General features: G+C 63.0%; 15 protein-coding genes. 7 read left to right on the top strand and 8 right to left on the bottom strand.

The genetic code is table 11. The features are described 5' to 3' along the window. Positions 1 to 2: 2 nt before the first annotated feature. From scnC to Q8R61_RS11775, 6 genes are all read right to left on the bottom strand, one after another. Entirely contained in the window at positions 3 to 731 is a 729-nt protein-coding gene (gene scnC / locus Q8R61_RS11800; protein ID WP_305537457.1) for a thiocyanate hydrolase subunit gamma, read from the bottom strand. A gap of 37 nt (positions 732 to 768) precedes the next feature. Next, a complete protein-coding gene (locus tag Q8R61_RS11795; protein WP_305537455.1) occupies positions 769 to 1140 on the bottom strand; it encodes an SH3-like domain-containing protein in 372 nt (123 codons plus the stop codon). Between the two features lie 19 nt (positions 1141 to 1159). Next, positions 1160 to 1567 (bottom strand): SH3-like domain-containing protein, encoded by a 408-nt coding sequence (locus tag Q8R61_RS11790; protein ID WP_305537453.1) that lies wholly within the window; start codon positions 1565 to 1567, stop codon positions 1160 to 1162. Positions 1568 to 1911: 344 nt separating this feature from the next. Then, positions 1912 to 2733: a methyltransferase domain-containing protein gene (locus tag Q8R61_RS11785; RefSeq protein WP_305537451.1), complete on the bottom strand. Its 822-nt coding sequence runs from the start codon at positions 2731 to 2733 to the stop codon at positions 1912 to 1914. A 193-nt stretch (positions 2734 to 2926) separates the two neighbouring features. Further along, a complete protein-coding gene (gene cynS / locus Q8R61_RS11780; protein ID WP_305537449.1) occupies positions 2927 to 3367 on the bottom strand; it encodes a cyanase in 441 nt (146 codons plus the stop codon). A 117-nt stretch (positions 3368 to 3484) separates the two neighbouring features. Continuing rightward, positions 3485 to 4138, bottom strand: a complete 654-nt coding sequence (locus Q8R61_RS11775; protein ID WP_305537447.1) for a HupE/UreJ family protein — start codon at positions 4136 to 4138, stop codon at positions 3485 to 3487. A gap of 291 nt (positions 4139 to 4429) precedes the next feature. On the opposite strand from Q8R61_RS11775, the gene cynR reads away from it, so the two are divergent. After that, on the top strand, positions 4430 to 5536 hold the full coding sequence (gene cynR, locus Q8R61_RS11770) for a transcriptional regulator CynR (RefSeq protein WP_305537445.1): 1107 nt from the start codon (positions 4430 to 4432) through the stop codon (positions 5534 to 5536). 56 nt (positions 5537 to 5592) lie between these two features. Here the strand turns inward: cynR and Q8R61_RS11765 are convergent, their stop codons facing one another. Together Q8R61_RS11765 and Q8R61_RS11760 are read right to left on the bottom strand one after the other, a co-directional pair. Further along, positions 5593 to 6153, bottom strand: a complete 561-nt coding sequence (locus Q8R61_RS11765) for a TetR/AcrR family transcriptional regulator (protein WP_305537443.1) — start codon at positions 6151 to 6153, stop codon at positions 5593 to 5595. A 3-nt stretch (positions 6154 to 6156) separates the two neighbouring features. Continuing rightward, positions 6157 to 6624 (bottom strand): nuclear transport factor 2 family protein, encoded by a 468-nt coding sequence (locus Q8R61_RS11760; RefSeq protein ID WP_305537441.1) that lies wholly within the window; start codon positions 6622 to 6624, stop codon positions 6157 to 6159. Between the two features lie 252 nt (positions 6625 to 6876). On the opposite strand from Q8R61_RS11760, the gene glcF reads away from it, so the two are divergent. From glcF to Q8R61_RS11730, 6 genes are all read left to right on the top strand, one after another. Further along, positions 6877 to 8184 (top strand): glycolate oxidase subunit GlcF, encoded by a 1308-nt coding sequence (glcF, locus tag Q8R61_RS11755; RefSeq protein ID WP_305537439.1) that lies wholly within the window; start codon positions 6877 to 6879, stop codon positions 8182 to 8184. Then, positions 8174 to 8968: a transporter gene (locus Q8R61_RS11750; protein ID WP_305537437.1), complete on the top strand. Its 795-nt coding sequence runs from the start codon at positions 8174 to 8176 to the stop codon at positions 8966 to 8968. The genes glcF and Q8R61_RS11750 overlap by 11 nt, the downstream gene beginning before the upstream one ends. 104 nt (positions 8969 to 9072) lie before the next feature. Continuing rightward, the gene (locus Q8R61_RS11745) at positions 9073 to 9954 is read left to right on the top strand and encodes a PhzF family phenazine biosynthesis protein (protein WP_305537435.1); all 882 of its coding nucleotides are present in this window, start codon (positions 9073 to 9075) and stop codon (positions 9952 to 9954) included. A 127-nt stretch (positions 9955 to 10081) separates the two neighbouring features. Next, positions 10082 to 11287, top strand: coding sequence for a GAF domain-containing sensor histidine kinase (locus tag Q8R61_RS11740; RefSeq protein WP_305537433.1), 1206 nt, complete (start codon positions 10082 to 10084; stop codon positions 11285 to 11287). 44 nt (positions 11288 to 11331) lie between these two features. Beyond that, positions 11332 to 11997: a response regulator transcription factor gene (locus tag Q8R61_RS11735; RefSeq protein WP_305537431.1), complete on the top strand. Its 666-nt coding sequence runs from the start codon at positions 11332 to 11334 to the stop codon at positions 11995 to 11997. A 556-nt stretch (positions 11998 to 12553) separates the two neighbouring features. Beyond that, entirely contained in the window at positions 12554 to 13111 is a 558-nt protein-coding gene (locus tag Q8R61_RS11730; RefSeq protein ID WP_305537429.1) for a DUF1444 family protein, read from the top strand. Positions 13112 to 13184: the final 73 nt, after the last annotated feature.

Raw genomic sequence — 13184 nt, 5'->3', positions numbered from 1 at the left:
ACTCAATGGTCGTGGTGGACCGGCCGATTCGCCTTGATCACGGGTCGCTTCGCATTTGCGGTAATGCCGGGTTTCGGCACCGCAACGCCAATCAGACAGTCGCGCGTCACGATCTCGGTCAACTGATCCTCGGTCCAGCCATCGGTACCTTCCGGACGGAGGGGCATCACGATGTAGCGGGTCTTCTGGTTGGAGTCGCCCACACGAACCTCAACTTCCGGCGGCAGCTGCAGGCCAAACTCGGCCAGCACCTGGCGCGGCCAGCGCACCAGGCGGCGCCGATAATTCGGGGTGCGATACCACTCGGGCGACTGGCCCAGAATCGGTCGCGGATAGCACGAGCACAGGGTGCACACCACGACATGCTTCAGCGTGGGCGTATCCGCCAGCACGCGCAAGTTGCAGTAATCGCTGGGGGTGCCGAACTGGGTCGGGGGGCTGGTCACCCAGTTCACGCCGACGGCCTTGCTGGCCTCGACGCCATCCTCGATACACAGCTTCTTGTATTCCGGATCGAGCCAGGCCTTGGCGACCAGACGTGCTGCGGGCAGCGGGCCGAGGGTGTGCACGTATTCCTTCCAGACGCGGTGGTCTTCAAGGGAGAACAGCCCTTTCTCGATGGCCAGTTCGCGGACGGCCATTTCGAGAATTTCGAAATCGCTGACTTCGTCGACCATCGGCGCAGGCTTGTGGCTGTGCCCGTGGTCATGGTCATGATCATGATCTGACATCTGCATTTCCTCTCTTAAATAATTTCCGGGGGTCGACTCAGGCCGACTCGAGATAGCGTTCAGGAATCTCGGTTTCGACGGTATCGTTGGAAAAGGTATCGCTGTACTCGGGCCAAAGTTCGTTCTGTGGGAACACGATGCTGTAGAACCACTCGGAGTGGTCTTCGTTGCCAAAGGCCTCGTCTTCCGCCGCCGGGCTTTCGTATACCAGCCTGACGATCGTGCCCACCGCGCCGCGGGTATAGGTCATGGTGCGGGTGTAGAACAGGTCGGGCAGGTCCTTGACGCGGACACGGTCGCCTTCCTTGAATCGGGCCTTGCCAGCCTGACCCTTGAAGCACTGCGGGTCGCCAATGCCGGTGGCCATCTTGGCGTGATGCGTTCTGTCGTAATGCGGCTTGTTGCTCATGGCGTTTTTCCTCGTATGGTTACTTGGTCTTTGCGGGGAGGTACTCGCCCAGACCCTGTCCAGACTTCGCGCGCTCCTTCAGTTCGACGATCTTGTTGTGCAGCTCGGTGAGCGTGCAGTACTGCTTGTCGACCAGGATGCGCGCCGCGGTCATCAGCCAACGACCGTAATAGGGCATGCCCAGGTATACCGTTTGGCCCACGTCGACGTTCTGCTTGCGACGACGCTCTTCCGCCGTCCACACGCCGCGCCAGGCGAGGCATTCACAGGTCGCGAAGGTATTCAGTTCCCACACTTCCTCTTCCTTCTCTTGGTACACGATGGGCACATCCGGCTCGCCACCGACATCGTGGGGCGTCCGCGTGTAGGCACGGAAGAGCGTATGGTCGATTTCAGTGGGGGCAGGCGCATGGGTTTGCTTGTGCAAAGCTGGCTGCAACTGGCCGACCGTATTGAGATGCCGGAGCACTTCTTCTCGGGTAGACGATGACATTGTTTCGGACTCCTTAGGTGGATGACGAACACATCGGCTTATCGCAAACGGTCCATCAGCATGTTCGAAGAAACTCACTACACTGCGCTACTTCCATCCAGCAACGGCCCGGTACGCTATCGATTCTTCAGCTGAGGCCATTGATGTTCACAACTATGGACCCTGTGATTGCGCATTTCCAAGACCAAATCCTGATAAGTTCAATAGGGGTTGGTTATGGATAAATCCGGCCGCAATGCTGCAGCCGCTATCCGGCCAGACAACGGGGTTATCCGGGCTCATACGCGTCGAGCCAGGTAAGTGTAGTAATTGCATGCGGCGAAAAAGGTGCCGTTGCTCATCGCCTGCCGCTGCTCCTTGAGCCAGAGCTCGACCGCCTGGGTCGGCAGCAGGCCGGCGCGTTTCACATACGGCACGTAGGTCTCCGCAAACGAGCGGAAATAGCTGGCCGTTCCGATTTCGACCACCGCGTCGCCCCACGCCTCCGCCAGTTTCAGGCCGAGCTCGGGCAGCAATCGCGGCAGGTCGCGCATGATGCGGGGATTGTTGAAGGTCGAATTCGCCAGCGCCACATCCATCTTGTGGCCGAAGCTGTGGTCCGGAAAGGCATAGGTCAGCGAGGCGTAGTCGCCGTCGAAAATGGCCACCATGCCGCCCGGACGCACCACGCGCGCCATCTCGCCCAGAACCGCCAGCGGGGCGGTCACATGGCTGACCAGCGTATGCGCGATCACCACATCGAAGCTCGCGCTGGGGAAATCGAGGCAATGGGCATCACCCAGCTGGAACTTGAGCCGGTCGCCGACCCGCTCGGCGTCGGCGAAGCGGGCCGCCGCCTCGATGAAGGCGCGGCACTGGTCCACGCCGATCGCTTTGCCCGCAAAATCGCCGCGATGCGCGAGCGCGCGCAGCGCAGCGCCGGTGCCGCAGCCAATCTCCAGCACCCGGGCAGACGGCGGCAGATCGAGACGCGCCACATATTTGTCCAGCAGTCCGGCAAAGACGCTGTCCTGCGCACGGCTCTCGAGCCGGGCAATCAGTCCGTCAATCGCGGTCTCGTCCAGTTCATTGACGAAACGGTGGGGGTCACGCGCCGCCATGCTTCACCTCGCGCCGGTCTGTAAAAAAAGCCGCCCCACTAAGAGGCGGCACACTGGCCTCCGGCACAGGAGGATGCCGGATTGAGGAGGCCAAACCTGTTGCAGTCAGTCCGCGTGCAGGTGTCCGACATCGCCCGACCGGCGCGCATCGCGCGCTTCGAGCCTTGCAATGCAGACGCCGCATGCATGCGGGTCACCATGACTTGTACGGCAGGAACTTGCCACTGATGGTGACCACCACACGGTCGCCTTTCGGGTCTGTTTGCTTGTCGATGTTCATCGTGAAATCGATCGCGCTCATGATGCCGTCGCCGAATTTCTCGTGGATCATTTCCTTGATGGTCTCGCCGTAGACGTTGAGCATTTCGTACCAGCGGTAGATCACCGGGTCGGTCGGTATCGGCCGATCCCAGGCCTTGTGCGGAAAGCGCTGCAAGGCAGCCGATACCTCCAAATCCAGATCCAGTACCGCGGCCACCGCATCGGCCTGTGGCTTGTCCAGATGGTTCATGCCAAGACAGGCCGAGCAGACATATTCGGCGGACAGGCCCGCGGCCCCGGCGATCTCGGCCCACTTCAGGCCTTTGGCGAATTTGGCCTCGAGAATCGCGTCCTTCATTGCCGTCTTGTTCATGGGTGTGGCTCCGTTGGACAGCGTGCGGGCAGCGCGGGACCGAGGACGTGCTTGTGTCCCGCGTGATCAGGCTTCAGTAAAGCCCGCCGGGAACACCCCGGCGGCAGGTGCGTGCGCTTAGGCGAAGCTCAGCGCGAGGAACAGTCCGCCCGTCATCAGCGCCGCCGCGCTGCCGACACGCGCGGCAATCAGGCGTGCCTTCTCGGAGTAGCGGGCGATCTTTTCCAGGCCCAGCACGCCGCCGACGATCAGGGCATACTGGATCGCCGCGAAGCCGGCCAGATACGCCAGCAGCGGTGTGGCTTCGGCGCCGACGATGGCTTCACCGTAGGCATAGCCATGGAAGATGCCGCTGACGGCAAACAGCGCGCCCAGTGCAAGCGCGCCTGCGTTGTGCCGGGTCAATGCCAGCACGCCGCCGATCACCACGGTCAGCGCCACCAGGGTTTCGGACAGAGGAATGTTCGCCGCGCCCAGATGCAGCACCGTGCCCGCGACGGTCGCGCCGATGAAGGCCAGCGGCACCAGAAAGCGCGCCGCGCCCTTGAGCATGCTGGCCAGCAGCATGGCCACCACCAGGAACGCCAGGTGATCGAGCCCGATGACCGGGTGGCCAAGGCCGGACAGCAAGCCCTGGCTCAGCGTCTGCGGCGTCATGCCGCCCATTGGGTGGTGAGCGAGCGCCGACGTTGATGCGACCAGCAACAGCCCGGCGGTGGCGGCAAGCGCCCCGTGAGAATGGATTTCCGGCATGTACTTTGCAAATTTCATGGTAAGTGTCCTCGCTGTTGATAGTTTGCTACCCGACTCGCACGCCGCATTTCGACATCCCATGCGGCACGTTTCCATCCATCCGATCCCCGGCCCCGTACGGACCATGAATCGCACACACAAACCTACTTTACGTACAGCGCACGGCACTAATCGCGGTCGACCCGGTCAACCCTTGAGCATGCTGGCGAAGACGGCGCGACGGGCCACGGCTGCTGTTGCGCTGAACTATGTACCATGCGACGATGGTTTTCAAAGATCAAATTCCGATGAGTTCTATAGGGGTTGGCTATGGATAGAAACATCGTTTTTCCGCGCTCGATCCGCTACCTGATGGCGGTGGCCGAACACCACAGCTTCACGCGTGCAGCAGAGGTTTTGTATGTTTCGCAGCCAACGCTGTCGCAGCAGATCAAGCAGCTGGAAGACCTGCTCGACGTGCAGCTGCTCGACCGCACCGGTCGCAGCGTGCGACTCACTGCGGCCGGTGAGCTGTATGTGCACCACGCCCGTCGTGCGCTGGGCGAACTCGACACCGCGAAGCGCGCCATTCACGAATTGCAGGACCTCAGCCGCGGCTCGATCCGCCTCGGCATGACGCCGATCACCGACTATCTGGCCAGCCCGCTGCTGGAGCAGTTCAACGCGCGCTATCCCGGGATCACACTGAGCACGCTGGAAATGCCGCAGAACGACATCAAGGACGCGCTGGCCGAAGACCGCGTCGACATCGGCATCGCCTTCAGCAGCACGCTCACGGCCGAAGAACCCTCGGATGAAGTCGACAGCCACATCCTGTTCATCGAACCGCTCAGCCTCGCGGTCGGCAAGGACCACCCGCTGGCCACGCAGCGCGGCTCGCTGAGCAAGCATGCGCTGGAGCAGGAACCGATGGTGCTGTTCAGCCCAGATTACGCGCTGCGCCAGCACATCGACATGTATTGCCTGGAGCAAGGCATCCGGCCGCCCATTGCGATCGAGTCCACCTCACTCAGCGTGATCATGGAAATCGTTCGCTTTGGCCGGCTGGCCACCATCCTGCCCGACGCCATTGCCTGCGCGCAGCACGGTTTTCATTCGATCCCGTTGCTTCCAGAGCTGCCACACCACACGATCTCGCTGATCTGTCGCAAGGGCGCGTATCAGAGCCCGGCCTGTCAGGCCTTTGCGGAGCTGGCGGCGGAATGGTCCGCCCTCCGCTGCCAGCTGGAATGCAGCAAGCGCCTGCGGCCCTGCCCGCTGACCGACACCTGCCTGCGCAGCAAATCCCCATCGGACAGCGAAGCGGGTTTCGATGGTCCCGCGGCAGACGCATCCGATGCCATACCGCTGGTCACCAAGAACCCCACCACCAGTAAACGGCACAACGGCCCAAGAACCGGCAAGCCGGCGGCCTAGCAGTCAGACCGTGCGTCCCGTCCGGGACAGCTGTTCAAGTATCCAATCGAGCGCAGTCAAACGGCACGCGTCCGCTGCTGCAGCCGTTTCATTGCGCGCACGAACAGCGCCGGGTCGTCCTGCGAGCGCGCAAGCACCAGCGCGCCCTGGATGCCGGCCACCACGTCCTCAGCAGTTTCGCGCGCGTGCCGGGTTTTCAGGCCGCGGCGCCGCAGCGCTGACGCGAGGGCACGGGTCCACGCGGAAAAATAGGACTGCACCTCCACCGCGAAGCGATCGCGCGTCTCGTCCAGTGCAAAGGTCCCCACCAGGCAGACGCGCCGGCCCGAATGAAAAAACTGCACCACGGCTCTGAACATGTGGTCGATGCCCGCGGCCGCATCCTCGCTGTCGCGAAGCGGCGCAAAGACCTGGGTTTCGAACCAGTCCGCCACGTCGTCCAGCACCACGCGGGCCATCTCGTCCTTGCCGTCGGGAAAGAAGTGGTACAGGCTGCCCTTGCCCAGCCCGGTGCGCTCGGTGATCGCGGACAGGCTGGCGCCCGCATAGCCGTGTTCGCGAAAAATCTCGCCCAGCAACGGGATCACGTCGCCGCGTTCGACCGGCTTCCGTGTCACAGCCTACAGGCCCATCTCCGTCAGCCCGGGATAGTCGTCCGGACGCGGGCCTTCGCTCCACAGGAACTTGCGCTCGGATTCCAGGATGGGCGCATCGTTGATGCTGGCCTCGCGCCGGCGCATCAGGCCGTGCGCGTCAAACTCCCATAGTTCGTTGCCGTGCGCGCGATACCAGTTGCCGGAATCATCGCGCCATTCGTACTTGAACCGGACCGCCATGCGGTTTTCGCGAAACCCCCACAGCTCTTTCACCAGCCGGTAGTCGAGCTCGCGCGCCCATTTGCGCGTGAGGAAAGCCACGATGGCCTCGCGTCCCTGCAGGTACTCGGCGCGATTGCGCCAGCGGCTGTCCTCGGTGTAGGCGAGCGACACCTTGACCGGATCGCGCGTGTTCCAGGCGTTCTCGGCCATGCGGACCTTCTGGGTGGCGGTGTCCAGCGTGAAAGGGGGCAGCGGCGGGCGGTCAGTCATGGTCGTTTCTCCGGGTTATGTACTGATCGGTACAACGTAGACCAGTCCGTTTTTAAATGCAAGGACCGATTGCTACGTCCGCAAAACCCGGCTGAAGCATGACCGACAGACGACAGCCATAGCCGATTTCTATCGATGCAATCGGAAACCCGTCTTGGACAGTGGGCCGGCCCCGTTCCATAGTGACACGCAACGACGGCGGGGCCGTGCACGCAAACGCCCGCCGTTACAGCGTATTCACCCGGGACCCCCATGCACATCGAGCTGGCCGCTACCTACCGTGATACCGACCTCGGTCGCGAGGCGGAAGCGCTGCTGGGCCCGTGCGTGCAATGCGGGCAGTGCACCTTCACCTGCCCCACCTTCCGGCTGCTCGACGACGAATGGGATGGGCCGCGTGGACGCATCTACCTGATCAAGCAGCTGTTCGAGGGCAAGGAGCCGAGCGTCGACAGCTTGCCGCCCGCCTACACGCTGAAAACCCTGGAAGGCAAAAATCTGGCCGCCAACCTGCAGCTGCACCTCGACCGCTGCCTCACCTGCCGCGCCTGCGAATCCAGCTGCCCGCAAGGCGTGCGCTACGGCCGCCTGCTCGACATCGGGCGCGCGCTGGTCGAAAAAATTGCGCCGCGCCCGCTGAAACAGCAACTGGCGCGCCGCACGCTGCGTGCCGTGGTGCCGCATCCGATGCGCTTCACCGCCCTGCTGCGCGCAGGCCAGGCGCTGCGCCGTTTCCTGCCGCAGGACCTGCGCGCCCGGATTCCAGCGCGACGCGCGGCCGGCGTCTGGCCTGCCCGCGCGCACGCGCGCCGCATGGTGGTCTGGCAGGGTTGTGTGCAGCCGTCGCTGGCGCCGGACATCAACGCCGCCGCGGCCCGTGTGCTGGACCGCTTTGGCATCCAGCTGCTGGCCGCGCGCGACGGCTGCTGCGGCGTGCTGAGCCATCACATGGCCGCCACCGACGAGGCGCGCAATTTCATGCGTAAAAGCATCGATGCGCTGTGGCCGCATCTCGAGGCCGGCGCCGAGGCCATCGTCGTCACCGCCAGCGGCTGCGGCGCGCATTTCCGCGACTACGGCCAGCTGCTGCACGACGATCCCAACTATCGCGACAAGGCGCAGCGCGTCTCCGACATGACACGCGATATCGCCGAAGTCGTCGCCGCCGAATGGCAGGACGACACGCTGCCGGCAGTGGCCCCGGCGCAACCCGCACAACGCATCGCGTTCCAGTCGTCGTGCAGCCTGCAGCACGGCGAAAAACTGAACGGGGTGGTCGAGTCGCTGTTAAAACGCGCCGGCTTCAAGCTGCTGCCGGTGCGCTATCCCTTCATGTGCTGCGGGTCGGCAGGCGCCTATTCGATCCTGCAGCCGACGCTTGCGCAGTCGCTGCGCGCCAACAAGATGAGCACGCTGCTGGCAGGCCGCCCGCAGGCGATTGCGACGGCCAACATCGGCTGCCTCACGCACCTGGCCCAGGCGTCGCCGGTGCCGGTCCGCCACTGGATCGAAATGCTGGACACCACACTTACCCCTGGAGCCGCCGCTGATGCGCACTGAAGTCCGCCCGAACCCGAACGCAATGACCCGCACCATGAATACGCTCGCCCTGGCCGCGTGTGCGCACTGGGCCATGCCGGCGCACGCCGCCCATCCGCTGCTGACCGAAGACACCGGCACCCAGGGCGCCGGAGGCACCCAACTGGAAATCACCTACGACCAAAGCACAACCCGAGCCGCTGACACCCGGACGCGCGGGCAACACCTCACCGTCGTGCTGTCCTACGGCCTCACCGACACGCTCGATCTGATCGCCGGCCTGCCCTACGAGCGCATCAGCGAGCGCGGCGCCACCAATACGCGGGTGAAAGGCTATGCCGACATGGAAATCGCGGCCAAGTGGCGCTTCTACGAAGAGGGGCCGCTGAGCATCGCGCTGCGTCCGGGGCTGGGCCTGCCGACCGGCAATGAAGACCGCGGCCTCGGCTCGGGCCACAGCGCCCCCAGCCTGTTTGCCGTGATGACCCACGCCGTCGACCCCTGGGCCTTGCACCTGCACCTGGGCTACACCCGCAATTTCCATGACGGCCCGGGGCAGCGCAACCACATCTACCACGCCTCGGTGGCTGCCGAATACAGCGTGAGCGAGTCGCTGCGGCTGGTGGCGGATGCCAGCACCGAAAGCAACCCCGAACTGGCCGGCCATGCCAATGTGGGGTCGCTGGTGCTGGGTCTGGTGTACTCGGTGACGCCCGATTTCGACATCGACCTCGGCTATCGCCACGGCCTCACCGAGCCGGCAGCCGACCACACCTGGCTGGCCGGGCTGGCCCTGCGATTTTGAACACAGATCCCCGCCCGCCGCGCGGTATGCACCGGTCTGCGGCTTCCCACTACCCGGGTGCGTCGCCTATCCCCGACGCACCGGCCACCGAGCGCCGCACAGCCATGACACACCGCCTGACCATCGTCGATGTATTTGCCGAACGCCGCAACGGGGGCAACCCGCTGGCCGTCGTGGTCGGGACGGACCCGATCCCCGATGCGACGATGCAGCGCATCGCGACCGAAACCGATTATTCGGAAACGACCTTCGTCAACGCGGTTCCCGAACAGAACGGCGGCTACGCCGTGCGCATCTTCACCCCGGCGCGCGAAATCGACTTCGCCGGCCACCCCCTGCTCGGCACCGCCTGGGTGGTCCGCCAGCAGCTCGCCGCGAATACATCCGGCCCGATCCGGCTCAATCTCGCAGTGGGACAGGTGGCCGTCGCATTCGAGCCCACCCACGACGGCGACGCGGTCGTGTGGTTCGAGGCGCCGCCGATGACGCTGGGCGCCACCTGCGCGCCCGAACCGATGGCCCGCGCGCTCGGCATTTCGCCGGACGACATCGACACCTGCGGGCCGATACAGCAGGTGTCGGCCGGCACCGCAGCGATGATCGTGCCGCTGCGCAGCCTCGATGCGCTGCGCCGCAGCCGGCTTGACCTCGCTGCCTATGCCCCGCTGGCCGCGCAGGGTTTTCCTCCGCTGGTCTATCTGTTCTGCAGCGAGACCCTGGGCCGGTTCAGCGACTTCAGCGCGCGCTTTTTCTTCGAGGCCCACGGCGTGCGCGAAGACCCGGCCACCGGCAACGGCGCCGCCTTCCTCGGCGCCTACTTGCTGGAACACCGGCACTATGCCCGCCTGTCGCTGCGGATCGAGCAGGGACACGAGATGAACCGGCCTTCGCTGGTGATGCTGCGTGCCCAGGCGACGGCCGGCGGACGTGCAGTGCAGGTGGGGGGGCGGGTCGTTCCGGTCAGCCAGAACGCGTTACAGCTGTAAGCCCGGCATTCCCGACCTCGACGCCCGGTCCGCGCCGCCCTGCCCGGACCGGCCGCAAAGCGCAATGGACCGTGGGGATCGCGCATAATACGGGTATGCCGAAACGCTGCACCTTCCCCCCCGTGCCATGAAAGACACCATCCAGCCGCTGATCCAGCACACCCCTGCCGATGCGGGCAACGTCAGCATTCCGGCGTTGCGGGTGCTGTCGGAAATCACCACCAGCCTGTCGACCGATTCCAACGTCGAACAGCTGCTGGGACGTTTTCTGTCGACCATGATCCGGCTTGCGGGCGCGCAGGCCGGCGCCGTACGCGTGATCACCGACGACCGCACCCATCTGCGGCTGATCGGTTCGGTCGGCCTGCCCGCACATCTGGTCGAGAGCGAGACGCTGGTCAGCGTCGACTGCGGTGTGTGCGGCAAGGCCGCGCGCGAAGTCACGGTCAGCAGCTGGAACAACGTCGCCTTCTGCAAGCGCCAGGCCAACGACGCCTATTTCAGCGGCAACTGCAACACCGTGGTGGCGGTGCCGCTGATGCACAAGAACCAGGTCATGGGCGTCTACAACCTGTTCCTCGACGAGGGGCACACCGTGCCCGAGGACGTGCGCCTGTTGTTCCGCTCGATCAGCGAGCACTTGGGTATTGCATTGGAAAACGCGCGGCTGACGCGCGAGAACATGCGCATCTCGCTGATGAACGAGCGCCAGATGCTGGCCAACCAGATTCACGATTCGCTCGCGCAGACGCTGGCCTATGCCAAGATGCGGCTCACCGTGCTGTCCGACGCGATGCGCCACGAGGACTACCCCAAGGCCAACCGCTACCTGGGTGACGTCGAGGAAGCAGTCGACCTCGCCTACGCCGACCTGCGTGACCTCATCACCCAGTACCGCGACCGCATCAACCCGCGCGGCCTGGTGCCGGCGATCCAGGAACTGGCCAAGAGCTTTCGCAAAAAGGCCAACGCCGACGTGGATTTTCTCAACCTGGTACAGGACGTTTCGCTGTCGCCCGACGAGGAAATCCAGGTCTTCCACATCATCCAGGAATCGCTCTACAACATCGCCAAGCACGCCCGCGCGCGTCATGTCGTCATCACCCTCGACCGCGAAGACGGCCAGTACATCGTCAACGTCGCCGACGACGGCGTTGGGGTGCAAAAGAAGAAAGACGAATCCTCCACCATGGGCAAAAGCTTCGGGCTCACCATCATGCGCGAACGCGCCGCCCGGCTAAACGGCAAGCTCATCGTCGAATCCCGTCCCGCAGGCGGCACCGTCATCCGCCTGGTGTTTCCCGACAACGGACTCCGCGCCACGACGGGCTAAAGCCCGTGTAAAGTCGTAGACCACAACGCATCCGAGCCCACCGCATGAGCCACACCCGCATCATCCTCGTCGACGACCACACCCTGTTTCGCAAGGGCCTGGCCGAACTGCTCGAACAAAGCGGCAGCATCGAAGTCACCGCCTTCACCGGCAATCCCGACGAAGTCGAAATGCTGCTGCGCGCGCACCGCCCCGACGTGCTCATCCTCGACCTCAACATGCCCGGCACCGACGGCATCACCCTGATGCAGCAGCTGCGCACCGACGGCTTCGAAATGCCGGTACTGATCCTCACCCTGTCCGAAGCCGAAGACGACCTGGCCCGCGCGCTACGCGCCGGCGCCAACGGCTACCTGTTGAAGAGCATGGAGCCCGACGAAGTCGTCGACGCCATCCAGCGCGCCCAGCGCGGCGAAACCGTCGTTGCCCCGGCGATGACCGCCAAGCTCGTCAACCTGTACGACAAAAAAGGCCAGGACTCCACCTCCCTGCTCGACGCCCTGACCCCGCGCGAACGCGAAATCCTCTCCCACCTGTCGCGCGGCGAATCCAACAAGGCCATCGCCCGCACCCTCGACATCAGCCACGACACCGTCAAGCTGCACGTGCGCCATATTCTGGCCAAGCTGAACCTGTCGTCGCGGGTGGAAGCGGCGGTGTTTGCTGTGGAACATCGGGTGGCGCCCGGGGGGCGCGGCGAGGGGCGGTGAATGCTTGGAATGCAGCGTGCATCCCCACCGTCCAGAATCGCCCCATTTGCTTTCGTATTAGGACGCCCTAAAAATGAATAAGAAACTGTTTTCTAATCAATTTTCAAAAACAGAATCTCGAATGACGGCTTATAAAGCGTCATTTAGGATGGCTACTTAACGTTAAGCTCAGATAGCCTTGCACGACCGCGAGATTTCTTCGCGAGCATTTTCACACCCGTCGTGACGGATGATGTGGAACGGAATTTGATAAATTTACAACGACTTATAAAAATGCTATTGAGCGAAGCGTAGTGCAACGTTCGCCGCATAACTCAAAGACGTTGATGCGGACGACGTTCACTACGCTTCGCGCTGAATAACAAGTTTGCGGAGGCGAGTTTTGCGATCGCCGCATACACAAACAAAGGGAGGGGGAAGCGTGATCCAAACCAGTTCCGTGGATGCATGGCCATCTGCGCCTAACGCCTCGTTCGAGCGAACACCGCTCGCTTCGCTCCCGGCTTACGCCCCTTCGGGGTGTCACTCAACTCGAACACGTTAGCCATTAAAAACTGTGAACACCTCTGACCGTGATTTTTGCCTACAAGCAATTGCCTACTTAAAGGTCGTGGCACCTGACGGAGGGCCAGTCTTCAACTTCACAGCAGAAGACAGCCCAGTTCTAATAGACATAGGTCATGGGCTGCTGGTTGGGTATATCGTTGACATGGGCACACATTTTTCATACGTCCAACAGCGGCATTTAGTGGCGTCCGAGGTCACACAAGACGAGCTGCATAAAAAAGCAGTTCAGAACCTTGCTTCATTGGCAGAGGTAGATACCAAGGTTCAACAGCACGGCAACATCTATGTAGTTCTCATGGGCGGGAATTTTGAGGCAAGTCTCATTCTTCTGAGTGAGTTCTGGACAGAGTGGTATAGCCAACTCGCACCAAATAATTTCGTGGCAGCATTCCCGGCCAGAGATATTTTGGCATTTACTGATTCTTCAAACGAACAAGGTATTACTGAGCTAAAAGAATTATGTTCAAGGTGCAGCACAGACGTTGACCACCCGCTTACAACACAGATTTTTTCATACGTTAGTGGCTCGTGGCAACCGCATGGCTAACACGGCGCTCAACCTCGCTCCCTTCGGTCGCTGGACGGCGCTAAAGCGCCGCCGGTTAGCTCTACGTTAGTCA

This window comes from Thiobacillus sp., assembly GCF_030696885.1.
Lineage (GTDB): Bacteria > Pseudomonadota > Gammaproteobacteria > Burkholderiales > Thiobacillaceae > Thiobacillus.
The sequence above is the reverse complement of the archived record's forward strand: the minus strand, read 5'-3'. Positions and strand labels throughout refer to the sequence as shown.

Excerpts from the sequence above, each read along its gene's own strand:
- scnC (WP_305537457.1), bottom strand. The coding sequence starts at position 731 with ATGTCAGATCATGATCATGACCATGACCACGGGCACAGCCACAAGCCT.
- Q8R61_RS11795 (WP_305537455.1), bottom strand. The coding sequence starts at position 1,140 with ATGAGCAACAAGCCGCATTACGACAGAACGCATCACGCCAAGATGGCC.
- Q8R61_RS11785 (WP_305537451.1), bottom strand. The coding sequence starts at position 2,733 with ATGGCGGCGCGTGACCCCCACCGTTTCGTCAATGAACTGGACGAGACC.
- cynS (WP_305537449.1), bottom strand. The coding sequence starts at position 3,367 with ATGAACAAGACGGCAATGAAGGACGCGATTCTCGAGGCCAAATTCGCC.
- Q8R61_RS11775 (WP_305537447.1), bottom strand. The coding sequence starts at position 4,138 with ATGAAATTTGCAAAGTACATGCCGGAAATCCATTCTCACGGGGCGCTT.
- cynR (WP_305537445.1), top strand. The coding sequence starts at position 4,430 with ATGGATAGAAACATCGTTTTTCCGCGCTCGATCCGCTACCTGATGGCG.
- Q8R61_RS11760 (WP_305537441.1), bottom strand. The coding sequence starts at position 6,624 with ATGACTGACCGCCCGCCGCTGCCCCCTTTCACGCTGGACACCGCCACC.
- glcF (WP_305537439.1), top strand. The coding sequence starts at position 6,877 with ATGCACATCGAGCTGGCCGCTACCTACCGTGATACCGACCTCGGTCGC.
- Q8R61_RS11750 (WP_305537437.1), top strand. The coding sequence starts at position 8,174 with ATGCGCACTGAAGTCCGCCCGAACCCGAACGCAATGACCCGCACCATG.
- Q8R61_RS11745 (WP_305537435.1), top strand. The coding sequence starts at position 9,073 with ATGACACACCGCCTGACCATCGTCGATGTATTTGCCGAACGCCGCAAC.
- Q8R61_RS11740 (WP_305537433.1), top strand. The coding sequence starts at position 10,082 with ATGAAAGACACCATCCAGCCGCTGATCCAGCACACCCCTGCCGATGCG.
- Q8R61_RS11735 (WP_305537431.1), top strand. The coding sequence starts at position 11,332 with ATGAGCCACACCCGCATCATCCTCGTCGACGACCACACCCTGTTTCGC.